The sequence below is a fragment of the Enterobacter asburiae genome, from assembly GCF_001521715.1.
In the GTDB taxonomy this organism is placed as follows: Bacteria; Pseudomonadota; Gammaproteobacteria; order Enterobacterales; family Enterobacteriaceae; genus Enterobacter; species Enterobacter asburiae.
This window is the reverse complement of the sequence record NZ_CP011863.1, coordinates 1,914,124-1,940,102: the sequence shown is the minus strand read 5'-3', so window position 1 is coordinate 1,940,102 and position 25,979 is coordinate 1,914,124. Positions and strand designations below refer to the sequence as shown.

Below are 25,979 nucleotides of genomic sequence, written 5' to 3'. Positions count from 1 at the left end.
TCTCCCTCACACTTTGGCCACAATCGGGCGCCCAAGCAGCCCCTGGGGACGGAAAATCAGGATCATGACCAGCAGGCCGAACGAGAAGACGTCTTTATAGTCCGAGTTCACCATGCCCGAGAACTGGGCTTCCGCCACGCCGAGGATAAGGCCACCGAGCATGGCGCCGGGGAGGGAGCCGATGCCGCCGAGTACCGCCGCAGTAAAGGCTTTAATGCCGATCACGAACCCGACGTAGAAATCAAAGGTGCCGTAATTCATGGTGATCAACACCCCCGCCAGGCCGGCCATCGCCGCGCCGATGACAAAGACCAGCGAAATAATCCGGTCGGTGTTAATGCCCAGAATGGAGGCCATCTTACGATCCTGCTGTACCGCGCGGCACATCCGGCCCAGCCGGGTATGGTTGATTATCCAGGTGAGCACCAGCATGCCGGCAAACGAGGCAACCAGAATAAACACTTTGGTGTAGGTTATCTGCACGAACCCGTCGCCCAGATGCAGGCGAATCACGCCGTCCAGCATGGTCGGCACTCCTTGCTGGCGAGGACCCTGGCTCAGCTGCGCGTAGTTTTGCAGGATAAGCGACATGCCTATGGCGGAGATCAGCGGCGCCAGGCGCGTGGAGTTGCGCAGCGGCTTGTAGGCGATACGCTCGATGGTCCAGCCGTACACCCCGGTTACCACAATGGTGAACACCAGCGTCCCGAGGATCAGCAGCGGGAACGACTGCAGACCGAAGAACGAGAGCAGCGCCAGGCCAATGGCGCAGAGATAGGCGGAAATCATATACACTTCGCCGTGGGCGAAGTTGATCATGCCGATAATGCCGTACACCATGGTGTAGCCGATGGCAATCAGGCCGTAGACGGAGCCCAGCGTTAAGCCATTAATTAACTGTTGCAGGAAGAATGTACTCATCTTAGCGCGCTCGTTTTATAGGCTGCGCGAGCCGCGCAGCCTGATGTTTATTACGCGCCGACGGGAAAGCCCGCCGACGTTGAGCGTGACTCCGTCCCGTTACTGCACTTCCTTATATTTTCCTTTGTCGTCCCACTGGTAAACCACGTAGTCAGACACTTTCAGATCGCCTTTGCTGTCCCAGGCTTTTTTGCCCATCACCGTGTCGACGGAATTGGCTTTCAGCCACTCGCTGGCTTTGGCGGAGTCCTTGCCGCCGGTGGCCTTGAAGGCCGCGGCAATGGCCTGTACGGAGGCATAGGAGTAAAGGGTGTAACCTTCCGGCTCGAATTTACCGGCGCGGAATTTCTCGATAACCGCTTTACCGTCCGGGATAAGGCGCGGATCTTTACCGAAGGTCATGTAAATGCCGTTGGTGTATTGCGGGCCACCCGCGGCGGTCACCATCTCTTCGTTGACAATGCAGTCGCCGGAGAAGAATTTCGCCTGCACGCCCTGTTCACGCATCTGGCGAACCAGCGGACCGGCTTCCGGGTGACAGCCACCGAAGAACACGACGTCCGGTTTTTGCGCGCCGATCTTCGTCACCAGCGCGTTAAAGTCTTTTTCACCGCGGGATAACCCCTCATACATCACATCCTGAACCCCGCGTTTCGCCAGCGCCGCTTTGGTGGCGTCAGCCAGACCCTGACCATAGGTGTCTTTATCGTGAATAATCACCACGCGCTTGGCTTTCAGCTTGTCGATGATGAAGTCGCTGGCAACCTGACCCTGCTGGTCATCGCGTCCGCACATGCGGAACATGTCGCTCATGCCGCGTTCGGTGATCAGCGGGTTAGTTGAGCCGGGGGTAATCGCAATAATGCCCGCGTCGCTATACACCTCGGAGGCGGGCATTGTGGAAGAGGAGCAGAAATGGCCGACCACGGCGTTGACTTTATCCTGGTCAACTAAACGGTTGGCGACGGCCACGGCCTGCTTAGGCTCGCAGGCATCATCCCCCTGAACCAGTTTGATCTTCTCGCCGTTAATGCCGCCTGCGGCATTAATATCTTCAGCGGCCTGCGTTGCGCCATGCCAGTACTGATCGCCATAGGTGGCATTCGGACCCGTGAACGGTCCGGCCACGCCAATCACAATATCTGCCCGGGCGGAAAACGCCGTCACCAGGCAACCGGCCAACACAAGAGAAAGAGGAGTTCTGATAAATTTCAGCGACATTATTATGTTCCTTAGCAAAGAGGTTTTTGCACCACGGCGTAAACCCGAACGCCCGACGGCGCAGCCAATCCGAAACACGAGCAAGAATAAAATGCACTAAACGAACAAGATACAGACGGCATCCTGCATATTACGGCGAGATTTCCCTGCGCAGGGACGCGCGAAGAACGTTAAGCAAAAACGTTGCCAGAATGGTTAACCCATTGACGGGCATGCGACATGTTTGAGTATAGAGCGCCGCGTTATGCCGCCTTGCGGGAGGAGAAGAAATTACAGCGGAGATCACATATCGTTAACAATAAAGCCCATAAGTTGTGCAAAGGTCACGGTTTGCACGTTTTTGCAGCAATAAAGACCTAAACTTCAGCCCGGAGAGGCGTGAGATATGTGTTAGGATCGTTTCCTTTTTTGCAGGAGTATCAGCGATGACTGAAGGCCCATTGAATGAAAGCGAAATGGCGTGGCTTGAAGAGACGTTAATGTCTTACGGTCATGATGACGCGTCCGTGATTGACGTGTCCGAACTGGACGGCATGCTTACCGCAGTGCTTTCCGGTCCTGTTGTCGTTGAGCCAGACGCCTGGCTGGTGGCGGTGTGGGGCGGCGAGAAGTACATTCCGCGCTGGAAAAACGATCGTGAGATGAACCGTTTTATCGATCTCTGCTTTAAGCATATGAACGATATTGCAGAGCGCCTGAGCGAGTACCCGGATCAGTTTGAACCGATGTTCGGTTATAACGACGTTGACGGTGAGAGCTATACCGTGGTGGAAGAGTGGTGCTATGGCTATATGCGCGGCGTGGCGCTGACGGACTGGTCAGCCTTGCCGGAAGCCCTGAAGGCCGATCTTGACGTGATTGCGCTGCACGGGACGGAAGAGAACAGCGAAAAGCTGGATGAACTGTCCGAAGAGGAGTATATCGCCAGCATCGAAAGCATCCAGCCTGCGGCACTGCGTTTATATCAATACTGGGTTAACAACCCGCAGCAGCCTGAAGTGAAGAAGCCGACGGTGAACGGCACGAAGGTCGGGCGTAACGATCCCTGTCCTTGCGGCAGCGGGAAGAAGTTTAAGAGCTGCTGTTTGCACTGATAAAAAAGGGGCTGATGATAGCCCCTTTTTTATTTAACCCACTTCCGGTAGCATCCCGGCTGCAATCAGCGCCTGCACTAGAATAATCACCACCCCACAGCCAAACACAACGCACAGCAGCGGCTTTCCTCCCGCCACGCGATATCCTTGCTGAGGATGCTGCTGGCGGCTTTTCCACGCCAGCAGGGAAGGGAGCAGCAGGGCCAGGATAGAGAGCGCCACCCCCGCATAGCCCAGCGCCATCACAAACCCGCGTGGGTAAAACAGCGCGAATGCCAGCGGCGGCAGGAATGTGATGGCCCCCGTCTGCAACCGTCCAGCCGCGGTATTGCGACGCTGGAACAGATCGGCCAGGTAATCAAACAGGCCGAGCGCCACGCCCAGGAACGAGGTTGCCAGCGCCAGGTCGGCAAACAGGTGTACCGCCAGCTCCACGTGCGGGGAGGTAACAACCTCGCGCAGTGCCAGCAGAAAACCGTTCAGGCCAGCGTGTTGCGCCATCAGCCCAATAAAGGTTGAGGAGTCAATGCTGCCCAGCGTCACCAGCTGCCAGAAAATATAGGCGATCAGCGGGATCGCGCTGCCGATTACAAAGACGCGGCGCAGCTTGCGGATATCGCCGTTCATATAACTGACGATACTTGGCACGCTGCCGTGGAAGCCAAACGAGGTGAAAATGACCGGGATCGCGGAGAGCGCCAGCCCTTTTTCCAGCGGCAGCGTCAGCAGGTTGACCTTATGCACGTGCGGCGCCAGCAGCACCAGCATGACGATCAGGAAGAGAATTTTGGCGCTGAACAGAAAGCGGTTAAACAGATCGACCAGCGATGTCCCCACACAGACCACGCCGCCGCCGATGAGCGCAAAGAAGATAGCCCCCGTCGCCGGGGTAATGTCAGAGCCAAACCAGTCGTTGACGCTGGAGGCGATGAGTTCCCCGACGCCGCTGATATAGGCGGCGGTCAGGGCGTACATCAGGAACATCATGCTAAAGCCGGTTATCCACTGGCCGTAGCGTCCCAGATAGCGCGCCGCAAGCGAACCCAGACCGGTGTCGGCGGGCACGTGCTGGTAAACCTCAAGCAGCAGCAGGGCGGTGTAGCACATCAGCGCCCAGAGCGTACCCAGCAGCAGCAGGGTCATGCCAAATCCCACGCCCGCGGCTGCCAGGGCATTGCCAGCATTCCTGCGCCAATCGTCGTTCCGGCGACGATAAAAATACTTCCCAGGGTTCTGTTTTTCACGCTTTCCTCTACAACGATGCTTAACCGCGACAAAATCTGCGGCGCAGAGTAAGGGAAAAGCCTTAATTCGTCAAATCACCGTTACAAGTAGTGTAATGAATAATTTACGGATTATTGTCGCTCTGATCCTTTTTAGGCGGATGCCTACTTCATAAGGGCAATGTTGCTGGGCGACATTCCGGCGTAACGTAAACAATAAATATAAATTATCAAATTAAGTGAGAGTTTATGGCTGGGGAGAATCCCTTCACCGCGGCATGGAGCCGGGGAGGTAACCTGTTGTGCCATGGCCACTGGATAATCAGCTGGCAGAACCAACCCCTGATACTTCCCGAGTCCCGTCGCGAAAAGGATATGGGCACCTGGGCAATCTATTCGGTTATCGATCCTGAAGATGAAACCTTTGCGCAAGGCTTACAGGAAGATGAGTGGATCGTTGAGAATGTCGACTGGTTAACGGATATGTTCTTCGAGGTGGGTATTCCGCTGGAGACGTCCAGCTACCGCTATTTTTACCAGGCGGTGAATCCTCATGACTGGTGCTGCACCAGCTGTGCGGGGTGTATGTAAATTAACGCGGTGCCGGAAACCGGCACCGCGCTGAAATTAATTCTGCGTATCGAGAGTGGAAAGTTCTTTATCAATAAAGTAAAGACCTTCGCCGGATTTACCCACCAGAGATAATTTATCCAGTACGGATTTAAACAGCTTCTCTTCTTCGTGTTGCTCAGCGACGTACCACTGCAGGAAATTAAAGGTTGGATAATCCTGGCTGGTCATCGCGGCATGGACCAGTTCGTTAATTTTCTGCGTGATCAGCTGCTCGTGCTCGTAGGTGGCGCGGAACAGTTCATCGAGAGAATTATACTCAGCGAAAGGTGAAGCCACGGTTTCAATGCGCGGCAGGCTGCCCGTATCCGTAAGATAATCAAACAGACGCTGCATGTGTGTCATCTCTTCCTGAGCGTGACGACGCAGAAACGCGGCCGCACCTTCGAAGCTGTGGTAGCTGCACCAGGCGCTCATCTGCTGGTAGAGCAGGGATGAAAAAAGCTCAAGGTTCATTTGCGCGTTGAGCTTGTCGATCATTTCAGTTTTCAGCATGGTGACGCTCCGGATTATTATTTCTGGTTCACAATGAGCGACACTATAATTTGTTATTTAATTATTTGCAAAACGTAAAATTTTTATTTTATTTATTTAAAATACGAATGGGAATAAAACGCATTGGCGATTTTTATAACTTATTAATGAGAATTATTTTTGTTCGTAATGAAATAAACTGCCAGCAAACGCTGGCAGCGTTGATTAATACCACGGATTATTTGACTTAGGATTAACGGCGTAACCCATACATTTATACTGGATAGTCACGCTCTCGTTCAGGCACAAAGAGCCGCTCGTCAGGGTGCAGGTTTTAATGGGCTGACCATAGGCTGAGGCAGTGGCATACCCCATGCTCTGACACGCTTTTGCCGCCGTGCCGTTATTTACATACTCATCGGAATACGCATTTTGCAGCGCTGCCTGGCCGTAGTCGAGGCGGACGATGCCGTTCGGCGCGTCGCGGCTGCTGACTTCAGCCTGGCGGTTGATACTACACCCCGCGAGCAGCAGGATTGTGCCGGCTACAATGACTCTTTTCATGGTTCGCTCTGAGTGGATGGAAATACCTTATCGTACCCGCAGATGCCCGCTGCAATGCCTGGAATAGCCGGACAATCTGCCCTCACTCTTCGCAACGGGTCAGAGGGGAGCGCTATCAGGCCAAACCCTGATAAAAATGTGATAGCCATCACAAAAAGATTGATTTTTGTGATGGTGGTCATATTATAAGCACGTTGACAATAAAGTTGTATAACAAGTTAATGGAGCATCATCGTGAAACTGCGCAAAATCCTGAAAAGCATGTGGGCCAATTACTGCCGCACGTTCAAAGACGTGCCGCCGGGCGCCATGTTCTGATAAAAAAACCTGCTTCGGCGGGTTTTTTTGTACCTGCTGACGATGAAGGGAAGATGTCAGGGGGCGTGTTTTGCTACTATGGCGGCCTTTAAATAAGGAGAAAGCCCCCATGTCACAAAACCTGAGCGCCGATCAGGAACTAGTCTCTGACGTTGTCGCCTGTCAGCTGGTTATCAAACAAATCCTTGATGTTCTGGACGTGATTGCGCCGGTTGAAGTGCGCGAGAAGATGTCTACGCAGCTGAAGAACATCGATTTTGCCAGCCATCCTGCTGCCGCTGACCCGGTTACGCTTCGTGCGATCCAGAAAGCCATCGCGCTGATTGAACTGCGATTCACGCCGCAGGGTGAGTCCCACTAAAGCATGGAAAGGGGCGACAGCATATGTCGCCCTTTGATGCGGTTAAAAGAACGTCTGGACCAGCAGGTAGCTCGCCGCGCACGCGCAGCTTACCCCAATCAGCCCTGGCAGAATAAAGCTGTGGTTGATGATAAATTTGCCGATGCGGGTGGTGCCTGAACGGTCAAAGCCGATGCAGGCCAAATCACTGGGATAGGTCGGCAGGACAAAATAGCCGTATGACGCCGGGAAAAAGGCGATCAGCATTTTCGGGTCGATGCCGAGCATCAGGCCCATTGGCGCAACGGCCGTCAGCGCAGCCGCCTGGCTGTTCACCAGTTTTGACACCAGAAACAGCACAATGGCATACGTCCACGGGTGGCTCTTCACCACGCCTTCCAGCGCCAGCTTTAACTCATCGAGATGCGCCTGGAAAAAGGTATCGCTCATCCATGCCACGCCGAACACCGAGAAGATCGCGACCATACCGGCCTTGAACACCGCGCCGTTGGAAATGGCCGACGCATTGACCTTACAGGCCATCAGCATCACGGCGCCCGCAATTAGCATCATCATCTGAATGACAAGGTTCATCGACAGCGCCGTCATTTTGCCTTTTACCTCAAAGGCGGGGCGCAGTTCAGGGAATGCCCCCAGCAAAACGACCACGGCAATACCGGCAAAGAAAATCCACGTGGACCAGTAGGCCTGTTTAGGGAAACGCTGATTCATTAACGTCTCCGTTCCGCCATAGATAAACTCGCGCTGCTTAGGATCTTTCAGCTTTTCCTGAAACTCTATGTCGTCAGCCAGATCTTTCCCACGGCGTAAACTCCACAGGGCCGCAATGGCCACGCCGAAAAGCGAAGCGGGAACCGACACGGCGAGAATTTCCAGGATCCCCCACGCGTGATCGATCCCATGCTGGGCCGCCAGGATGGACACCAGTGACACCACGGCAACGGAAACGGGGGATGCCGTGATTGCCATCTGCGACGCGACCGAGGCCACGGCCATGGGGCGCTCCGGGCGGATCCCTTTTTTCAGGGCGATATCCGCAATGATGGGGAACATGGTGTAGACCACATGCCCGGTGCCGCACAGAAAGGTCAGCATCCAGGTGGTGAAAGGGGCGAGCAGGGTGATGTGCTGCGGGTGTTTGCGCAGCAGGCGTTCAGCAAACTGCATCATGACGTTGAGGCCGCCCGCAGTCTGCAGCGTAGCCGCACAGCCTATCACCGCAAGGATGGTCAGCATAACGTCAACCGGCGGTTTACCCGGTTGCAGTCCAAAGACAAAACATAAAATAAAAAGACCAATACCGCTAATTAACCCAAGCCCCATACCGCCGAAACGCGTACCCGTCAGCAGGCAGAGGAGAATGACAACAAACTCAATGGTGATCATGATGCTCCCTCGTCAATGATTATGTAACTAAATAAATCATCACACGTTGTGTGGTTAATCATTGGGAGCCAGATCTGATTTGTTAAATTTCAGGAAAAGCAGAAGGTTGGAGAGGGGGAAAAGGAATCCTGCCTCAGGTGGGAGGAGGGATCCCCACAAAACAATGCTTGCACGGACGACTCCCCCTCCCTTGAGGGAGAGGGCTGGGGTGAGGGGGAACATACGGCTGTGGTGGTCATTCCGTTCACTTCATGTTCCTTGCTACTCTGTAACGACATGACCGGTGAACGTGCCAGGGCGGCTCAATCGCCGCCGCCCTTGCGACCCGGGCTCCCGGCGGTAAATCGCCGCTTCGCGGTTCCCTCAGCTTATTCCTTCAGGCTATCGGGCCGGGCATGAGCCTGCATCCCTGCAGGCCACGCCCTCTCGGCGCATCCATGCGCCTCGCCCCGGCCTTACGGAAACGCTTCGGCGATTTACAGCCGGACCAGGACATCGCTGTAAGTTATTCGCTTGCCTGATACAAAATTCATCGCTTCAGGTTAATAAATTCCCGGGAAACCCTCAGCCCTGTTGGAGCAAATTAAAAACTCAGTGGTGCTGCACCGCCACAATGTCGAGCAGATGACGGTCGGTTTGCTCAGGACATAAACCCGCCTGCTGCGCATTATGGATCTCATCCGCCAGCGTCTTTAGCAGCATGCCATCCTGCTGCTGTTCTTTGTCCATATCACGTAAGAATTTGAGCGTCGTAATGTCCTGCTGCGCTTTGGCTTCATCGGCCAGTTTGCTGAGCGTGCTGCAGCGTTGCTCGTACTCTTCAAGCGTTTTTTGAAACAGTTCTTCCAGACAAGAATAGTTTTCATTGATCCCATCAAGGGCTTTAACGACAGGATTTGCCCCTGCGGCTTTCAGAAAGTTAAAGACACGCATCATATGGGTGACGTTACTTTGCGCCTGAGAGCGAAAGAATGTGGCAGACCCCGTGAGACTATTCTCGGCACACCACGCGCTTAAGTGAAGGTGCAGATTCGAGGCGTAGAACTCAAGGTTCATCTGCGCGTTAAGTTTTTGCATCATCGTTTGGGTAGCCATACTCATATCCTTATTGACTGTGGGACGTGATGTCCGTTGCTTACCTGAGCGTCAGGCAAATACGAAGAAAAGAGCAGAAATAGACATTCTGCCGCGACCGAAGTCGACCGAAATTCACTTCCTGTGTTCGATATAAATAAGCATACCCTTGTATTGGGTCTAAGAAAACTCTTAATCAGGCTGTATTTACCATACATTACAAAGTTTAATATAGTTCAGAAATACAATTAGCTCGCCATGAATTGGATGTGACTTAATTGGCTAATAATTAAGGGTTTTTATCGTGAGGGTACACCGTTACTCTTTCGAAAATATTAAGTTGGAATATTACTCTGAGAAAAGGAGAAATACGGTTTAATCGTTTCGAATATATGATGTGCTAATAAAATTGCGCTAAATCAATTTCTGCGGAATAACGTTTTTTCAGGTGCGTTGTACATTCTTGATGAAAAACATGTTGACCCCCTTTAACGCCAGGTGCGTTTTTGCCCGCTGAGGGGCATCAGGGATATCTTGGCTAATCTTATGGATAATTCTGCTTAACCTCTTTCTATTTGTCTGACAAATCCTGCCTTTTTTATGTCATTTTTCGCTGAATTTATGTACGCAATTACTGTAATTCTGCGGTGTGATGGGGCTCTCTTATGGATGATTAATTTCCCGCTAAAACTATCACCAGCAATAACGCTTATGACGAGGTAAGCGCTAATGCCTTGTTTTAAGTCCGATTAAATAAGAAGCACGCACTTATTCCCTACAGAAAAGAATGCTAAAGCTGGAGTTTACCATGCACAAATTTACTAAAGCGCTGGCGGCCATCGGTCTGGCTGCCGTTATGTCACAATCCGCTATCGCTGAGAATTTAAAACTCGGTTTTTTGGTAAAACAGCCCGAAGAGCCCTGGTTCCAGACTGAGTGGAAATTCGCAGATAAAGCCGGGAAAGATTTAGGTTTTGAAGTCATTAAAATCGCCGTGCCTGACGGCGAAAAAACCCTGAACGCCATCGACAGCCTGGCGGCCAGCGGTGCAAAAGGTTTCGTTATCTGTACCCCGGATCCAAAGCTGGGATCGGCAATCGCGGCGAAAGCGCGCGGTTACGATATGAAGGTCATCGCGGTTGACGATCAGTTCGTTAACGCCAAAGGCAAGCCGATGGACACCGTCCCGCTGGTCATGATGGCGGCGACCAAAATCGGCGAGCGCCAGGGCCAGGAACTGTATAAAGAGATGCAAAAGCGCGGCTGGGATGTCAAAGAGACCGCGGTAATGGCTATCACGGCTGACGAGCTGGACACCGCCCGTCGTCGTACTACCGGTTCAATGGATGCGCTGAAAGCGGCCGGCTTCCCGGAAAAACAGATCTATAAAGTCCCAACCAAATCCAACGATATCCCGGGTGCTTTCGACGCCGCGAACTCTATGCTGGTCCAGCATCCGGAGGTCAAACACTGGCTGGTGGTCGGCATGAACGACAACACCGTGCTGGGCGGGGTACGCGCGACGGAAGGCCAGGGCTTCAAAGCGCCTGACGTGATCGGGATTGGCATCAACGGCGTTGACGCCGTCAGCGAGCTGTCCAAAGCGCAGGCTACCGGCTTCTACGGTTCTCTGTTGCCGAGCCCGGACGTTCACGGCTACAAATCCAGTGAGATGCTCTACAACTGGGTAACCAAAGGGGCCGAACCGCCGAAATTTACCGAAGTGACCGACGTGGTGCTGATTACCCGCGACAACTTCAAAGAGGAGCTGGCGAAAAAAGGGCTGGGCGGTAAGTAATACGCTGTGATTGTGCCCCTCATGCATCGTGAGGGGCCAGACGTACACACTACAGGAATCACGGAGACGTTATGCGACAGTCTGATCCGTATCTCTCTTTCCGCGGCATCGGGAAAACTTTTCCCGGTGTTAACGCGCTGACCGATATCAGCTTCGACTGCTATGCCGGCCAGGTTCACGCCCTGATGGGGGAAAACGGTGCGGGGAAATCCACGCTGTTGAAGATCCTCAGCGGCAACTATGCGCCTACAACCGGCACGCTGGCCATTCGCGGCGAAGAGGTGGCGTTTGCCGATACCACGGCGGCGCTCAATGCCGGGGTGGCGATCATCTACCAGGAGCTGCACCTCATTCCTGAGATGACCGTGGCGGAAAACATCTATTTAGGACAGCTCCCGCACAAAGGCGGCGTGGTAAATCGTTCGCTACTTAATTATGAAGCGGGGCTGCAGCTTAAACACCTGGGTCTGGACGTCGATCCCCAGACGCCGCTGAAATATCTCTCCATCGGCCAGTGGCAGATGGTTGAAATTGCCAAGGCGCTGGCGCGTAACGCCAGAATTATTGCCTTCGATGAGCCCACCAGTTCGCTTTCTGCGCGTGAAATTGAAAATCTGTTCCGCGTGATCCGCGAATTGCGTCAGGAAGGGCGTACGATTTTGTATGTCTCGCACCGCATGGAAGAGATATTTGCCCTGAGCGACGCCATCACCGTCTTTAAAGATGGGCGCTATGTGCGCACCTTTACCGACATGCAGCAGGTTAACCATGATCAGCTTGTTCAGGCGATGGTCGGACGCGAGCTGGGTGACATTTATCACTGGCAGCCGCGTCAGTACGGCCCTGAACGCCTGCGCCTGGACAGCGTCAAAGCGCCGGGCGTGCGCACGCCGATTTCGTTATCCGTTCGCAGCGGCGAAATTGTCGGCCTGTTTGGTCTGGTGGGGGCGGGGCGCAGTGAATTAATGAAAGGCCTGTTCGGCGGAACCCGTATTACCGACGGGCAGGTCTCTATTGACGGTGAACGGGTCGATATCCAGAAACCGGCCCACGCGATCAGGGCGGGCATGATGCTCTGCCCGGAAGACCGTAAAGCAGAGGGGATTATTCCGGTGCATTCGGTACGCGACAACATCAATATTTCCGCTCGCCGCAAGTTTATTCGCGCAGGCTGCCTGATAAACGATGGCTGGGAGTCGAGCAATGCCGACCACCATATTCGCTCGCTGAATATTAAAACGCCGGGTCCGGAACAGCTGATCATGAATCTGTCAGGCGGAAACCAGCAGAAGGCGATTTTAGGCCGCTGGCTGTCGGAAGATATGAAGGTCATTTTGCTCGACGAGCCGACCCGCGGTATCGATGTGGGGGCAAAACACGAGATTTATAACGTGATCTATGAGCTGGCAAAACGCGGCGTGGCGGTGCTCTTCGCCTCCAGCGATCTGCCGGAGGTGCTTGGCGTGGCCGACCGCATTGTGGTGATGCGTGAAGGCGAAATTGCCGGTGAATTACTTCATGAACAGGCGAATGAACAACAGGCGTTGAACCTCGCCATGCCTAAAGTCAGCCAGGCTGTCGCCTGAGTAAGGAGTTAATGATGTCCTCTGTTACTACATCCGGAGCGCCGAAGTCGAAGTCGGCGCTGAGTTTTGGACGTATCTGGGATCAGTACGGCATGCTGGTGGTCTTTGCCGCACTGTTCCTCGCCTGCGCGATCTTTGTTCCTAACTTTGCCACCTTCATTAATATGAAGGGGCTGGGGCTGGCCATTTCCATGTCCGGGATGGTGGCCTGCGGGATGCTGTTCTGTCTGGCCTCCGGCGATTTTGACCTGTCGGTGGCGTCGGTGATTGCCTGCGCGGGCGTCACGACGGCAGTGGTGATCAACATGACGGAAAGCCTGTGGATTGGCGTTCTGGCCGGTCTGCTACTCGGCGTCATCAGCGGTCTGGTGAACGGTTTTGTTATCGCACGCCTGAAGATTAACGCTCTGATCACCACGCTTGCGACGATGCAAATTGTCCGCGGGCTGGCCTATATCATCTCCGACGGTAAAGCGGTGGGGATTGAAGACGAGCGCTTCTTTACCCTGGGTTACGCCAACTGGCTGGGTCTGCCTGCGCCAATCTGGCTGACCGTGGCCTGCCTGATCCTGTTCGGCTTCCTGCTCAACCGGACCACCTTTGGCCGCAATACGCTGGCGATTGGCGGTAACGAAGAGGCCGCCCGTCTGGCCGGGGTACCGGTGGTGCGAACCAAGATTATTATCTTTGTGCTCTCGGGGCTGGTTTCTGCCGCCGCGGGGATTATTCTTGCGTCGCGCATGACCAGCGGCCAGCCGATGACCTCTATTGGTTATGAGCTGATCGTCATTTCGGCCTGCGTTTTAGGGGGCGTTTCCCTCAAGGGTGGCATCGGAAAAATCTCATATGTGGTGGCCGGTATCCTGATTTTGGGCACCGTAGAGAACGCCATGAACCTGCTGAATATTTCGCCGTTCGCGCAGTACGTCGTGCGTGGCCTGATCCTGCTGGCAGCCGTGATTTTCGACCGTTACAAGCAAAAAGCGAAGCGTACCCTGTAACCCATTTTCCCGTCTTTTATTGCTCAACTTATAACCATAGTTGACCCCTTAACCGCCCCGCCAGTAAAACTGGCGGGGCGGTTGTCAAATGGCGAGCGACGTCACACTGTCTATACTTACATGGCTATGAAAGAGGTAAAGGCGTTTACCTCTCGTAAACCGTAAGGAGGAAAAGGGTGGCTGACATGTTAACCGCACCGCCTGTACTGCCCGGACACTATGCTTTCTTTTTCGATCTCGACGGCACGCTCGCCGGGATAAAACCGCACCCTGACCAGGTGTCTATTCCGGATGCGGTGTTACAGGATTTGCATCAGCTCTCGCTCATGAATGAGGGAGCACTGGCATTGATATCAGGGCGCTCAATGGCCGAGCTGGATACGCTCGCCAGTCCTTACCACTTTCCGCTGGCCGGTGTACACGGAGCGGAGCGCCGCGACATCCATGATCACACGCATATCGTTTCACTCCCTGACGCACTCACGCAAACGCTTCAGAAGCAGCTTTCTGCTGCGCTGGAAGCGCTGCCTGGCACCGAACTGGAAGCCAAAGGCATGGCCTTTGCCCTGCATTATCGTCAGGCGCCGCAGCATGAGGAGGCCGTGCTTGCGCTGGCTCAGACGGTTGCGGATGCCCATCCACAGCTGGCGTTGCAGCCCGGCAAATGCGTAGTGGAGTTAAAACCGAAAGGGATTAATAAAGGCGCGGCCATCGCCGCGTTTATGGCGTCGCCGCCTTTCAAAGGGCGAACGCCCGTTTTCATTGGGGATGACCTGACCGACGAGGCCGGGTTTCGCGTGGTGAATCAGGCCGGAGGGATCGCCGTCAAGGTGGGGCCCGGTGACACGGTTGCCGAATGGCGGCTGGCGGATGTCGCCAGCGTCTGGCAGTGGATATCTGACATCGCTAACCAGCAACAACAACAAATAGCGCAAAGCAAAGGGGGAAACCATTATGGGTCGCTTAGTCGTCGTCTCTAACCGAATCGCACCGCCTGACGATAAAAAAGCCAGTGCAGGTGGCCTGGCGGTAGGGGTGTTAGGTGCCTTAAAAGCCGCTGGCGGGCTGTGGTTTGGCTGGAGTGGAGAAATCAGTGAAGAAGAGAAACCGCTCAAAAAGGTGACGCGCGGAAACATTACGTGGGCTTCATTTGCATTGAAAGAGAAAGACTATGACGAGTATTACTCGCAGTTCTCAAATGCCGTCCTGTGGCCTGCGTTCCACTATCGTCTTGACCTGGTCAAATTCCAGCGTGAATCCTTCGAAGGCTACTCGCGCGTGAATGCGCTGCTGGCGGATAAACTGCTGCCATTAATCGAAGAAGACGATATTTTATGGATCCACGATTATCACCTGTTGCCCTTCGCGCGCGAGCTGCGAAAAAGAGGGGTAAATAACCGCATTGGCTTCTTCCTGCACATCCCGTTCCCGACGCCGGAAATTTTTACCGCGCTGCCGCCGCATGAAGAATTGCTGGAGGCGCTGTGTGATTACGATTTGCTGGGCTTCCAGACCGAAAATGACCGCCTCGCGTTCCTTGACTCCGTGTCAGGTAAAGCGCGTCTGGTAACCAAAGGCGGGAAAACCCATACGGCGTGGGGGAAAACCTTCCACACCGAGGTCTATCCAATAGGGATTGAACCTGACGAAATCGCGGAGCAGGCTTCCGGCCCGCTGCCGCCGAAGCTGGCGCAGCTTAAGAATGAACTCAAGCACGTAAAAAATATCTTCTCGGTTGAGCGTCTTGATTATTCCAAAGGGCTGCCGGAACGCTTCCTGGCGTATGAAACGCTGCTGGATAAATACCCGCAGCATCACGGGAAAATTCGCTATACCCAAATTGCGCCGACGTCGCGCGGTGAGGTTCAGGCCTATCAGGATATTCGCCATCAGTTGGAGACAGAAGCAGGGCGCATTAATGGCCGCTACGGCCAGCTGGGCTGGACGCCGCTGTTTTACCTGAATCAGCACTTTGACCGTAAGATCCTGATGAAGGTCTTCCGCTATGCGGACGTTGGGCTGGTCACGCCGCTGCGCGACGGGATGAACCTGGTGGCGAAAGAGTATGTGGCGGCCCAGGATCCTGCCGACCCGGGTGTTCTGGTGCTTTCCCAGTTTGCCGGGGCCGCAAATGAGCTCACGTCGGCGCTCATCGTTAACCCTTACGACAGGGATGACGTGGCTAACGCGCTGAATCGCGCCCTGACAATGCCGCTCACGGAACGTATTTCCCGCCATGCTGACATGATGGAAACAATCCGGAAGAACGATATTAACCACTGGCAGGCGCGTTTTATTCAGGATCTCCGGGATATCGCTCCGCAAAGTCATGAAGGCGATCTGCAAAAAAAGATCGCGACCTTCCCTAAACTCGCCTGATTTACTGCTGGGGGGCTAATGCCCCCCAAGCGGCACTAACAGCACATCGACCTGGCTTGACGCGACAATAGATTTCGCCGCGCAGGCTGCCCGCGATAAAAAGCTGTGGTTATGGTTCCCGCAAATCACTAAATCAATATTTTGTTTACGACACATATCGAGAATATGGGCGTTCAGTTCCCCGGTCGCAATAACGGGTAATGACTCCAAATTATTGATAGTGTTTTATGTTCAGATAATGCCCGATGACTTTATCATGCAGCTCCACCGATTTTGAGAACGACAGCGACTTCCGTCCCAGCCGTGCCAGGTGCTGCCTCAGATTCAGGTTATGCCGCTCAATTCGCTGCGTATATCGCTTGCTGATTACGTGCAGCTTTCCCTTCAGGCGGGATTCATACAGCGGCCAGCCATCCGTCATCCATATCACCACGTCAAAGGGTGACAGCAGGCTCATAAGACGCCCCAGCGTCGCCATAGTGCGTTCACCGAATACGTGCGCAACAACCGTCTTCCGGAGCCTGTCATACGCGTAAAACAGCCAGCGCTGGCGCGATTTAGCCCCGACGTAGCCCCACTGTTCGTCCATTTCCGCGCAGACGATGACGTCACTGCCAGGCTGTATGCGCGAGGTTACCGACTGCGGCCTGAGTTTTTTAAGTGACGTAAAATCGTGTTGAGGCCAACGCCCATAATGCGGGCGGTTGCCCGGCATCCAACGCCATTCATGGCCATATCAATGATTTTCTGGTGCGTACCGGGTTGAGAGGCGGTGTATGTGAACTGTAACTGCCATGTTTTACGGCAGTGAGAGCAGAGATAGCGCTGATGTCCGGCAGTACTTTTACCGTTACGCACCACCCCGTCAGTAGCTGAACAGGAGGGACAGCTGATAGAAACAGAAGCCACTGGAGCACCTCAAAAACACCATCATACACTAAATCAGTAAGTTGGCAGCATCACCGACCCGGTTATAGGGGTTTATCAGCCCATTGATGAAAGGCGGTGCTGGCATGATACCCGTGACGTAATGGGCTGAGCATGCACTGTGGCAGAAGAGAACGACGACAAAACGGAAGCCCCCACACCCCACCGACTAGAAAAAGCGCGTGAGGAAGGGCAGATCCCCCGATCCCGAGAATTAACCTCCCTGCTGATCCTTATCGTAGGGGTTTGCATTATCTGGTGGGGCGGGGAGTCGCTCGCCCGCAAGCTGGCGGGAATGTTGTCCACCGGCTTACGTTTTGACCACAGCATGGTTAACGATCCGAATCTGATCCTCAGCCAGATTATTCAGCTTATCAAAGGGGCCATGGTCGCGCTGTTGCCCCTGATTACCGGGGTTGTGCTGGTCGCGCTGGTCTCTCCGGTGATGCTCGGCGGTCTGGTTTTCAGTGCCAAATCGCTGCAACCGAAATTTTCCAAACTGAACCCGCTGCCGGGTATTGCGAAAATGTTCTCTGCGCAGACCGGGGCTGAGCTGCTCAAAGCCGTTCTCAAATCGGTGCTGATGGGCAGTTCCGCAGGCTTTTACCTCTGGTACCACTGGCCGGAAATGATGCGTCTTATCAGCGAATCGCCGCTCACCGCGATGAGCAACGCGCTGAATCTGGTCGGGCTCTGCGCGCTGCTGGTGGTGCTCAGCATTATCCCGATGGTGGGTTTTGACGTGATCTTCCAGCTTTATACCCACTTCAAAAAGCTGCGCATGTCGCGTCAGGATATCCGTGACGAATATAAGCAGATGGAAGGTGACCCGCACGTAAAAGGGCGTATCCGCCAGATGCAACGTGCCGCCGCCCGTCGCCGCATGATGGACGATGTGCCGAAGGCCGACGTCATTGTTACCAACCCGACGCACTATTCCGTTGCGCTGCGCTATGACGAAAACAAAATGAGCGCGCCGAAAGTCGTTGCGAAAGGGGCGGGGCTGATCGCACTGCGTATCCGGGAAATTGGCACTGAGCACCGCGTGCCGATCCTGGAAGCCCCTCCGCTGGCGCGTGCCCTTTACCGCCATGCGGATATCGGACAACAGATTCCGGGACAACTCTACGCCGCCGTGGCGGAAGTGCTGGCCTGGGTATGGCAGTTGAAGCGCTGGCGTCTGGCTGGCGGTCAGCGGCCTGTGAAACCTGAAAACCTTCCGGTGCCTGCCGCGCTGGATTTTATGAACGAGAAGGAATCTGATGGCTAATCTGGTGGCAATGTTGCGCCTGCCCGGCAACCTGAAATCGACCCAATGGCAAATCCTTGCCGGGCCGATTCTGATCCTGCTAATTCTGTCGATGATGGTACTGCCGCTCCCGGCATTCATCCTCGATCTGCTTTTCACTTTCAATATTGCGCTGTCCATTATGGTGCTGCTGGTGGCGATGTTCACCCAGCGTACCCTGGAGTTTGCCGCGTTCCCGACCATTCTGCTGTTTACCACCTTGCTCCGACTGGCGCTGAACGTAGCGTCCACGCGTATCATCCTGATGGAAGGTCACACCGGTGCGGCAGCGGCAGGTAAAGTGGTTGAAGCGTTCGGCCACTTCCTGGTGGGCGGCAATTTCGCTATCGGTATCGTGGTGTTCGTTATCCTCGTTATCATCAACTTTATGGTTATCACCAAAGGTGCAGGGCGTATCGCGGAAGTGGGCGCGCGTTTTGTGCTGGACGGGATGCCGGGCAAACAGATGGCGATCGACGCCGACCTGAACGCCGGTCTTATTGCTGAAGATGAAGCCAAAAAACGCCGTTCGGAAGTGACGCAGGAAGCGGACTTCTACGGCTCCATGGACGGTGCGAGTAAGTTTGTGCGCGGTGACGCCATCGCGGGCATTCTGATCATGGTGATTAACGTGGTCGGCGGCCTGCTGGTGGGGGTATTGCAGCACGGGATGGACATGGGCCACGCGGCGGAAAGCTATACGCTGCTGACCATTGGTGACGGTCTGGTCGCGCAGATCCCGGCGCTGGTTATCTCCACGGCGGCGGGTGTGATTGTGACCCGCGTGAGTACCGATCAGGACGTTGGCGAGCAGATGGTGGGGCAGCTCTTCAGCAACCCGCGCGTGATGCTGCTGGCCGCTGCCGTTCTGGGTTTGCTCGGCCTGGTGCCGGGAATGCCAAACCTCGTTTTCCTGCTGTTTACGGCGGGTCTGCTGGGGCTAGCCTGGTGGATGCGCGGTCGTGAAACCAAACCTGCGGCGGAGCCTGTTCCGGTAAAAATGCCGGAGAATACCCAGGCCGTCGAAGCGACCTGGAACGACGTTCAGCTGGAAGATTCCCTGGGAATGGAAGTGGGCTATCGCCTGATTCCCATGGTCGATTTCCAGCAGGATGGCGAGCTGCTTGGCCGTATCCGCAGTATCCGTAAAAAATTCGCGCAGGATATGGGCTTCCTGCCGCCGGTTGTGCACATCCGCGACAATATGGACCTGCCGCCCGCGCGCTATCGCATTCTGATGAAAGGGGTCGAAATTGGCAGCGGTGATGCCTATCCGGGCCGCTGGCTGGCGATTAACCCGGGCACCGCCGCAGGCACGCTGCCGGGCGAGCAAACTATCGACCCGGCCTTTGGCCTGGCCGCTATCTGGATTGAAAGTGCCCTGAAAGAGCAGGCGCAAATCCAGGGCTATACGGTTGTTGAAGCCAGTACCGTAGTGGCGACCCATCTTAATCACCTGATTGGGCAATTCTCGGCAGAGCTGTTTGGCCGTCAGGAAGCGCAGCAGCTGCTGGACCGCGTCACGCAGGAGATGCCGAAGCTGACGGAAGATCTGGTCCCGGGCGTGGTGACCTTAACCACGCTGCACAAGGTGCTGCAAAACCTGCTCGAAGAGAAAGTGCCGATCCGCGATATGCGGACCATTCTGGAAACCCTTGCCGAGCATGCGCCGATACAAAACGATCCGCACGAGCTGACGGCGGTGGTACGCGTGGCACTGGGTCGTGCGATCACCCAGCAGTGGTTCCCGGGAAGCGGAGAAGTGCAGGTCATTGGCCTCGATACGCCGCTTGAACGTCTGCTGCTGCAGGCCCTGCAGGGCGGGGGCGGCCTGGAACCGGGGCTGGCGGACCGTCTGCTGGCGCAAACGCAGGAGGCGCTGGCGCGCCAGGAGATGCTGGGCGCACCGCCGGTGCTGCTGGTTAACCATGCGCTGCGTCCGCTGCTGTCGCGCTTCCTGCGTCGTAGTCTGAATCAGCTGGTCGTGTTGTCGAATATGGAGCTGTCGGATAACCGTCATATCCGCATGACCGCGACGATTGGAGGAAAATAATGCGTAAATGGCTCTGGATTTTACTCTTCCCGCTGGCGGCGCACGCTGCCGGGGAGGGCACCTGGCAGGCAAGCAGCATGGGGGTGACCCTCAGCAACCGGGGCGTCGCCATGTCCTCTAACCCGCTGTCGCCTTCTGACGGCGTTTCCGGTCAGATGGGCCTTGTGGTCTGGAACTACCGGCTGATTGGCCCTACGCCAGCGGGCTTGCGGGTGCGCCTCTGCTCTCAGACGCGCTGCACGGAAATCGACGGCGAAAACGGCACGACGCAGGCATTCAACGGCGTACCGGCCATTGAACCTTTGCGTTTTATCTGGGAAGTGCCGGGCGGGGGACGCTTAATCCCGGCGCTGAAAGTGCAGAGTAATTCTGTCATCGTGAACTACCGCTGACGCTTGAATGAGCAGGACTGCAAAAAACAAAACCCGGCGATTGCCGGGTTTTTTTGTATTACATGCGTTCTACGGTTTCGATACCCAGGGTATCCAGACCCAGCTTCAGGGTCTTCGCCGTGAGCTGCGCCAGCTTCAGGCGGCTGTTGCGGACCGATTCGTTTTCCGCAGACAGAATAGGGCAGTGTTCGTAGAAGCCGGAGAAGAGACCCGCCAGATCGTACAGGTAAGCACACATCACGTGCGGCGTGCCGTCACGCGCGACAACCGTCAGCGTCTCTTCAAACTGCAGCAGGCGCGCCGCCAGCTGTGCTTCACGATCTTCCGTGATGGTCACTGCCGCATTCACCAGTACGCTTTCATCAATGTTCGCCTTACGGAACACCGAGAGCACGCGGGTGTAGGCATACTGCATGTAAGGCGCCGTGTTGCCTTCAAACGCCAGCATGTTATCCCAGTCGAAGATATAGTCGGTGGTACGGTTCTTGGAGAGATCCGCGTATTTCACCGCACCGATACCTACGGCGTTGGCCAGTTTTTCCAGCTCATCGGCAGGCATGTCCGGGTTCTTCTCGGCCACCAGACGACGGGCGCGTTCCAGCGCTTCGTCCAGCAGGTCGGACAGCTTCACGGTACCACCCGCACGGGTTTTGAACGGCTTGCCGTCTTTGCCCAGCATCATGCCGAACATGTGGTGTTCCAGCGGCACGCAATCCGGCACGTAACCGGCTTTACGCACGATGGTCCACGCCTGCATCAGGTGCTGGTGCTGACGGGAGTCGATGTAGTACAGCACGCGGTCAGCATGCAGCGTCTCGTAACGGTACTTCGCGCAGGCGATATCGGTGGTGGTGTAGAGGTAGCCGCCATCCTTTTTCTGGATGATCACGCCCATCGGTTCGCCTTCCTTGTTTTTATACTCATCAAGGAACACCACCGTTGCGCCTTCGCTCTCTACCGCCAGGTTTTTCGCTTTCAGGTCAGCCACAATGCCGGGCAGCATTGGGTTATAGAGGCTTTCACCCATCACGTCGTCACGGGTCAGGGTGACGTTCAGGCGGTTATAGGTCAGCTGGTTCTGAGACATGGTGATGTCGACAAGCTTGCGCCACATCTCGAGGAAGTATTGGTCGCCGCCCTGCAGTTTTACCACATAGCTGCGCGCGCGCTCGGCAAAGGCTTCGTCTTCGTCGTAGTGCTTTTTAGCTTCGCGGTAGAACCCTTCCAGGTCCGCCAGCGCCATTTCACCCGCGTTTTCCTGCTGCTGTTTTTCCAGGTAAGCAATCAGCATGCCGAACTGGGTACCCCAGTCGCCCACGTGGTTCGCGCGGATCACCTTGTGACCGAGGAACTCGAGCGTGCGCACCGCGGCATCACCGATGATGGTGGAGCGCAGGTGGCCAACGTGCATCTCTTTCGCCACGTTCGGGGCAGAGTAGTCGATCACGACGGTCTGCGCCTCCGGCTGGGAAACACCCAGGCGGTCAGATTTCAGCGCCGCGTCAACGTGGCTTGCCAGGAATGCAGGCTCAAGGAAGATGTTGATAAAGCCTGGACCGGCGATTTCGGTTTTGCTGGCAATACCGGAAAGATCCAGATGCGTCAGTACCTGCTCAGCGAGCTGTCGCGGCGGCATGCCCAGTTTTTTAGCCACTGCCATCACGCCATTAGCCTGATAGTCGCCAAACTGTACTTTTGCTGACTGACGAACCTGCGGTTCGCAATCCGCAGGCGCGCCTGCGGCAATCAGTGCCTGACTGACTTTTTCGGAGAGAAGAGCCTGAATATTCACCTGGATACCTTACGTTTTTGATGCGGGCTTAAAACCGCCCGCGCCAGTTAAAGAATTTAGGGCGGGAGTATACTGCAAATGCCTTCTGGCGTCAGCATTGCGGGGCCTGAAGATTGCTCAGAATCCAGGCGGTGAAGGTATGCATAATCATGCAGTCATAAAAAGCCGGATTCTGCGGTTGGTCAAAACAGGGCAACAGAGTAAATTAGCGGCTTTGCGACATGAAAAGAGAGTGACTTATGGCGAACTGGCAATCCATTGACGAACTGCATGATATTTCCGCAGATTTACCGCGCTTCACCCAGGCGTTCACAGAACTTGCCACCCGTCTCGGTCTGGATATCGCGCCGCTTGAGGCCGATCACATCTCTTTGCGCTGTCATCAGAATGCCACGGCCGAGCGCTGGCGTCGCGGGTTCGAACGGTGCGGCGAGTTGCTCTCCGAGAACATCATCAACGGTCGCCCCATTTGCCTGTTCAAACTGTATGAACCGGTGAACGTGGCGCACTGGCAGTTCAGCGTGGTTGAACTGCCGTGGCCGGGAGAGAAACGCTATCCGCACGAAGGCTGGGAACATATCGAAATTGTCCTGCCGGGTGAGCCGGAAACGTTGAACGCGCGCGCGCTGGCCCTCCTTTCTGACGAAGGCTTAAGCAAGCCGGGAATTTTTGTGAAGACGAGTTCACCCAAAGGCGAGCGCGAGCGGTTACCTAACCCGACGCTGGCCGTCACTGACGGGCAGGTCACGGTGAAGTTTCATCCGTGGACCATTGAGCAGATCGTTGCCAGCGAAGCGTAAGAGATGTGAGTTCACGCCGGGACTGAAAACGGACGGCGTGTGAAGATGTTTCGTTTAGTGGAATTTCAGGAGGATTAAATGGCGCTGCTGGAGATTTGTTGTTACAGCGTGGAGTGTGCCGTGACCGCGCAAAAGCACGGGGCTGACCGTATTGAACTGTGTGCGGCACCCAAAGAAGGCGGGCTGACGCCGTCCTACGGCGTGTTGAAGTCTGCCCGTCAGGCCGTCACCATTCCCGTTCACCCGATTATTCGTCCGCGCGGCGGTGATTTTTGTTACACGGCGGGCGAGTTCAGTGCCATGCTTGATGATATCGCGCTCGTTCGGGACCTGGGGTTTCCAGGGCTGGTGACCGGCCTGCTGGATGAAGACGGCAATATCGATCTACCGCGCATGCGTCAGATTATGAGCGCCGCGCAGGGGCTGGCCGTCACTTTTCATCGCGCATTTGATATGTGTAAAGATCCGCTTCAGGCCTTTGAAACGCTTGGAGAACTTGGCGTGGCGCGCGTTCTGACATCGGGTCAGCAGGCGTCAGCTGAAAAAGGACTGCAATTAATTACGGAACTAAAAGCACATTCCGGTGTTCCAATAATAATGGCGGGTGCGGGTGTCCGCGCCAGCAATCTGGAACGGTTTTTAAACGCCGGGGTAGAAGAGCTGCACAGCTCCGCGGGTAAATGGATACCTTCGCCCATGCGTTATCGCAATACAGGATTGTCAATGTCGACGGATGCTGAAGCGGATGAGTATTCACGCTATGGCGTAGAGGGAGAGTCGGTTGCGGAAATGAAGTCGCTGATTGAGCGCCATCACGTGTAGCAACGTACCGATTTTTACCGCGCATCATGTCGCCCAATATGATGCTTGCTTGTACCAGGCCCCTGCAATTTCAACAGGGGCCTTTTTTTATCCCCTCTCCCCATAGGGGAGAGGGCCGGGGTGAGGGGAAAACTACGGCTTGGTCGCAATCAACACCGCTCGCATCGGGGCCGGATAGCCTTCGATGGTTTTGCTGTGGTCGGCCGGGTCGAGGAATTGCTCCAGCGATTCGGTGATCATCCAGTCGGTGCGGCGCTGTTCCTCGAGCGAGGTCACGCTGACGTCGGCAATCCGCACATCCACAAACCCGCACTTCTCCAGCCAGTTCTTCAGCGCCAGCGCGGAAGGGATGAAGTAAACGTTGCGCATCTGCGCGTAGCGATCGCCGGGGACCAGAACGGCATGTTCATCGCCTTCAATCACCAGCGTTTCCAGCACCAGCTCGCCGCCGCTGACCAGCTGATCCTTCAGTTGCCACAGGTGTTCAAGCGGGGAACGACGGTGGTACAGTACGCCCATGGAGAAGACGGTATCAAAGGCTTTCAGGGCAGGGAGTTGTTCAATACCCAGCGGCAGCAGGTGCGCGCGCTGGTCGTTACCCAGCAGCTTGCGCACCGCTTCAAACTGGCACAGGAACAGCTGCATCGGGTCAATACCGACCGCCAGATGCGCGCCCGCACCAATCATGCGCCACATGTGGTAACCGCTGCCGCAGCCCACGTCCAGTATGGTACGTCCGGTCAGGTCGGAAAGGTGAGGCAGAACGCGATCCCATTTCCAGTCCGAGCGCCATTCGGTATTGATGTTCACGCCGTAAAGTGAAAACGGCCCTTTGCGCCACGGCATCAGGTTACGCAGCAGCGTTTCGATGCGGTTGATCTGCCCGGCCGGAAGCGGCTCTTCGCTCTCGGCGGTTACGCTGTGGAGAAGATCCAGACGATGCGGGGTCAGTTCGGGCAGGAACTCCACCGCGTTTGACCACTGCTTTAACAGGCCGTGCTGCTGATCGCGCTGCCAGGCGGCAATCTGCGCGGGCAAGGTTTCCAGCCAGTGGGAGAGCTGGTTTTTAGCAATCAGCTGATAGAAGTTACTGAATTCGATCATGCGGACTCTCCCCCTTTCAGCGCCACCAGAGAGCCAAAGTTAAAGCACTGGAACCAGAGTTCGCTGTGCTCAAACCCGGCTTTGCTCAGACGCGCTTTGTGGGTTTCTACGGAATCCGTCAGCATCACGTTTTCGAGCATGCTGCGCTTCTGGCTGATCTCCAGCTCGCTGTAGCCGTTCGCCCGTTTGAAATCGTGGTGCATATTGAACAGAAGCTCGCCAACCTCGGCATCTTCGAAGCTGAATTTCTCCGAGAGCACCAGCGCGCCGCCGGGATTCAGCCCCTGGTAAATTTTGTCCAGCAGCAGCTGGCGGTCTTCAGGGACCAGGAACTGCAGGGTGAAATTCAGCACCACCATCGACGCGTTATTGATCTCAATCTCGCGGATATCGCCTTCCACCACGTCGACCGGAACAGGAGCTTTATAAGCGTCAATGTGGCGACGGCAGCGCTCAACCATCGCCGGGGAGTTATCGACGGCAATGATTCGGCAGCCTTCGTGGTGAACGTTACGACGAACCGACAGCGTTGCCGCGCCGAGCGAGCAGCCCAGGTCATAGACCTGCGTGCCGGGTTGAACGAAGCGCTCAGCCAGCATGCCGATCATAGAGATAATATTGGAATAACCGGGAACAGAGCGCTGGATCATATCCGGGAAGACTTCGGCTACCCGTTCATCGAAGGTCCAGTCGCCCAGGCTGGCGATAGGCGCGGAAAAAAGCGTGTCGCGATCTGACATAACGTAAAAATCCGGGAAAAATAAAGTGGCG

At 55.3% G+C, this 25,979-nt stretch carries 24 protein-coding genes and 2 pseudogenes; 14 read left to right on the top strand and 12 right to left on the bottom strand.

Annotated elements, in window-relative coordinates:
• Window positions 1-6 precede the first annotated feature (6 nt).
• Window positions 7-921 carry an ABC transporter permease subunit gene (locus ACJ69_RS09545; RefSeq protein ID WP_023312278.1) on the bottom strand — a complete coding sequence of 305 codons (915 nt, stop codon included), beginning with the start codon at window positions 919-921 and terminating at the stop codon, window positions 7-9.
• A 99-nt stretch (window positions 922-1,020) separates the two neighbouring features.
• Window positions 1,021-2,142, bottom strand: coding sequence for a branched-chain amino acid ABC transporter substrate-binding protein (locus ACJ69_RS09540; protein ID WP_023312277.1), 1,122 nt, complete (start codon window positions 2,140-2,142; stop codon window positions 1,021-1,023).
• 425 nt (window positions 2,143-2,567) lie between these two features.
• Here ACJ69_RS09540 and ACJ69_RS09535 point away from each other — a divergent pair, with 425 nt between their 5' ends.
• Window positions 2,568-3,236, top strand: a complete 669-nt coding sequence (locus ACJ69_RS09535; protein ID WP_029741940.1) for a YecA/YgfB family protein — start codon at window positions 2,568-2,570, stop codon at window positions 3,234-3,236.
• A 33-nt stretch (window positions 3,237-3,269) separates the two neighbouring features.
• Here the strand turns inward: ACJ69_RS09535 and tyrP are convergent.
• Window positions 3,270-4,480, bottom strand: a pseudogene (gene tyrP, locus ACJ69_RS09530) (tyrosine transporter TyrP).
• A gap of 228 nt (window positions 4,481-4,708) precedes the next feature.
• Between tyrP and ACJ69_RS09525 the strand changes: the two are divergent.
• Window positions 4,709-5,050 carry a hypothetical protein gene (locus tag ACJ69_RS09525; protein WP_054829924.1) on the top strand — a complete coding sequence of 114 codons (342 nt, stop codon included), beginning with the start codon at window positions 4,709-4,711 and terminating at the stop codon, window positions 5,048-5,050.
• Window positions 5,051-5,086: 36 nt separating this feature from the next.
• Here ACJ69_RS09525 and ftnA read toward each other — a convergent pair whose 3' ends face one another.
• On the bottom strand, window positions 5,087-5,584 hold the full coding sequence (gene ftnA, locus ACJ69_RS09520) for a non-heme ferritin (RefSeq protein WP_014884366.1): 498 nt from the start codon (window positions 5,582-5,584) through the stop codon (window positions 5,087-5,089).
• A 204-nt stretch (window positions 5,585-5,788) separates the two neighbouring features.
• Window positions 5,789-6,127 carry a YecR family lipoprotein gene (gene yecR, locus ACJ69_RS09515; RefSeq protein WP_029741937.1) on the bottom strand — a complete coding sequence of 113 codons (339 nt, stop codon included), beginning with the start codon at window positions 6,125-6,127 and terminating at the stop codon, window positions 5,789-5,791.
• A 234-nt stretch (window positions 6,128-6,361) separates the two neighbouring features.
• Here yecR and azuC point away from each other — a divergent pair, with 234 nt between their 5' ends.
• Together azuC and ACJ69_RS09510 are read left to right on the top strand one after the other, a co-directional pair.
• The gene (azuC, locus tag ACJ69_RS25225) at window positions 6,362-6,445 is read left to right on the top strand and encodes a stress response protein AzuC (RefSeq protein WP_014884364.1); all 84 of its coding nucleotides are present in this window, start codon (window positions 6,362-6,364) and stop codon (window positions 6,443-6,445) included.
• A gap of 109 nt (window positions 6,446-6,554) precedes the next feature.
• Window positions 6,555-6,806 (top strand): DUF2766 family protein, encoded by a 252-nt coding sequence (locus tag ACJ69_RS09510; protein WP_008500405.1) that lies wholly within the window; start codon window positions 6,555-6,557, stop codon window positions 6,804-6,806.
• A gap of 42 nt (window positions 6,807-6,848) precedes the next feature.
• Here ACJ69_RS09510 and ACJ69_RS09505 read toward each other — a convergent pair whose 3' ends face one another.
• Both ACJ69_RS09505 and ACJ69_RS09500 read right to left on the bottom strand, forming a co-directional pair.
• Window positions 6,849-8,192 carry an anaerobic C4-dicarboxylate transporter gene (locus ACJ69_RS09505; protein WP_059346956.1) on the bottom strand — a complete coding sequence of 448 codons (1,344 nt, stop codon included), beginning with the start codon at window positions 8,190-8,192 and terminating at the stop codon, window positions 6,849-6,851.
• A gap of 591 nt (window positions 8,193-8,783) precedes the next feature.
• Window positions 8,784-9,287, bottom strand: a complete 504-nt coding sequence (locus ACJ69_RS09500; protein ID WP_023312270.1) for a non-heme ferritin-like protein — start codon at window positions 9,285-9,287, stop codon at window positions 8,784-8,786.
• A 787-nt stretch (window positions 9,288-10,074) separates the two neighbouring features.
• On the opposite strand from ACJ69_RS09500, the gene araF reads away from it, so the two are divergent.
• The 5 genes from araF to otsA all read left to right on the top strand — a co-directional run bounded on the left by araF (window position 10,075) and on the right by otsA (window position 16,030).
• On the top strand, window positions 10,075-11,064 hold the full coding sequence (araF, locus tag ACJ69_RS09495; RefSeq protein WP_003859687.1) for an arabinose ABC transporter substrate-binding protein AraF: 990 nt from the start codon (window positions 10,075-10,077) through the stop codon (window positions 11,062-11,064).
• Window positions 11,065-11,135: 71 nt separating this feature from the next.
• Window positions 11,136-12,650 carry an L-arabinose ABC transporter ATP-binding protein AraG gene (gene araG / locus ACJ69_RS09490; protein ID WP_029742192.1) on the top strand — a complete coding sequence of 505 codons (1,515 nt, stop codon included), beginning with the start codon at window positions 11,136-11,138 and terminating at the stop codon, window positions 12,648-12,650.
• A gap of 14 nt (window positions 12,651-12,664) precedes the next feature.
• The gene (gene araH, locus ACJ69_RS09485; protein WP_054829925.1) at window positions 12,665-13,651 is read left to right on the top strand and encodes an L-arabinose ABC transporter permease AraH; all 987 of its coding nucleotides are present in this window, start codon (window positions 12,665-12,667) and stop codon (window positions 13,649-13,651) included.
• Window positions 13,652-13,827: 176 nt separating this feature from the next.
• Window positions 13,828-14,631 (top strand): trehalose-phosphatase, encoded by an 804-nt coding sequence (gene otsB / locus ACJ69_RS09480; RefSeq protein ID WP_033145880.1) that lies wholly within the window; start codon window positions 13,828-13,830, stop codon window positions 14,629-14,631.
• Window positions 14,606-16,030 (top strand): alpha,alpha-trehalose-phosphate synthase, encoded by a 1,425-nt coding sequence (gene otsA, locus ACJ69_RS09475; RefSeq protein ID WP_029741334.1) that lies wholly within the window; start codon window positions 14,606-14,608, stop codon window positions 16,028-16,030. Before otsB ends, otsA begins: the two co-directional genes overlap by 26 nt.
• 15 nt (window positions 16,031-16,045) lie before the next feature.
• Here the strand turns inward: otsA and ACJ69_RS24055 are convergent.
• Together ACJ69_RS24055 and ACJ69_RS09470 are read right to left on the bottom strand one after the other, a co-directional pair.
• Window positions 16,046-16,222, bottom strand: a pseudogene (locus ACJ69_RS24055) (universal stress protein); the annotation flags it as partial.
• Between the two features lie 19 nt (window positions 16,223-16,241).
• A protein-coding gene (locus ACJ69_RS09470; protein ID WP_103215986.1) for an IS1-like element IS1A family transposase occupies window positions 16,242-16,939 on the bottom strand; the annotation gives its coding sequence in 2 pieces (ribosomal slippage) (window positions 16,242-16,690 and window positions 16,690-16,939; 699 coding nt in all).
• Window positions 16,940-17,078: 139 nt separating this feature from the next.
• Here ACJ69_RS09470 and flhB point away from each other — a divergent pair.
• From flhB to flhE, 3 genes are read left to right on the top strand one after another with little or no spacing between them, the layout of a single operon-like run.
• Window positions 17,079-18,227, top strand: a complete 1,149-nt coding sequence (gene flhB / locus ACJ69_RS09465) for a flagellar biosynthesis protein FlhB (protein WP_059346955.1) — start codon at window positions 17,079-17,081, stop codon at window positions 18,225-18,227.
• Window positions 18,220-20,298 (top strand): flagellar biosynthesis protein FlhA, encoded by a 2,079-nt coding sequence (gene flhA / locus ACJ69_RS09460; RefSeq protein ID WP_059346954.1) that lies wholly within the window; start codon window positions 18,220-18,222, stop codon window positions 20,296-20,298. Before flhB ends, flhA begins: the two co-directional genes overlap by 8 nt.
• Window positions 20,298-20,690, top strand: coding sequence for a flagellar protein FlhE (gene flhE, locus ACJ69_RS09455; RefSeq protein ID WP_029741776.1), 393 nt, complete (start codon window positions 20,298-20,300; stop codon window positions 20,688-20,690). Before flhA ends, flhE begins: the two co-directional genes overlap by 1 nt.
• Window positions 20,691-20,748: 58 nt before the next feature.
• Here the strand turns inward: flhE and argS are convergent, their stop codons facing one another.
• Window positions 20,749-22,482 carry an arginine--tRNA ligase gene (gene argS, locus ACJ69_RS09450; RefSeq protein ID WP_059346953.1) on the bottom strand — a complete coding sequence of 578 codons (1,734 nt, stop codon included), beginning with the start codon at window positions 22,480-22,482 and terminating at the stop codon, window positions 20,749-20,751.
• 239 nt (window positions 22,483-22,721) lie between these two features.
• Here argS and ACJ69_RS09445 point away from each other — a divergent pair, with 239 nt between their 5' ends.
• Window positions 22,722-23,282 carry a VOC family protein gene (locus ACJ69_RS09445; protein WP_029741774.1) on the top strand — a complete coding sequence of 187 codons (561 nt, stop codon included), beginning with the start codon at window positions 22,722-22,724 and terminating at the stop codon, window positions 23,280-23,282.
• Window positions 23,283-23,360: 78 nt separating this feature from the next.
• A complete protein-coding gene (gene cutC, locus ACJ69_RS09440) occupies window positions 23,361-24,104 on the top strand; it encodes a copper homeostasis protein CutC (RefSeq protein WP_029741773.1) in 744 nt (247 codons plus the stop codon).
• A 132-nt stretch (window positions 24,105-24,236) separates the two neighbouring features.
• Here cutC and cmoB read toward each other — a convergent pair whose 3' ends face one another.
• Together cmoB and cmoA are read right to left on the bottom strand one after the other, a co-directional pair.
• Window positions 24,237-25,208, bottom strand: a complete 972-nt coding sequence (gene cmoB / locus ACJ69_RS09435) for a tRNA 5-methoxyuridine(34)/uridine 5-oxyacetic acid(34) synthase CmoB (protein WP_047647444.1) — start codon at window positions 25,206-25,208, stop codon at window positions 24,237-24,239.
• A complete protein-coding gene (gene cmoA / locus ACJ69_RS09430; RefSeq protein WP_059346952.1) occupies window positions 25,205-25,948 on the bottom strand; it encodes a carboxy-S-adenosyl-L-methionine synthase CmoA in 744 nt (247 codons plus the stop codon). The genes cmoB and cmoA overlap by 4 nt, the downstream gene beginning before the upstream one ends.
• Between the last annotated feature and the right edge of the window lie 31 nt (window positions 25,949-25,979).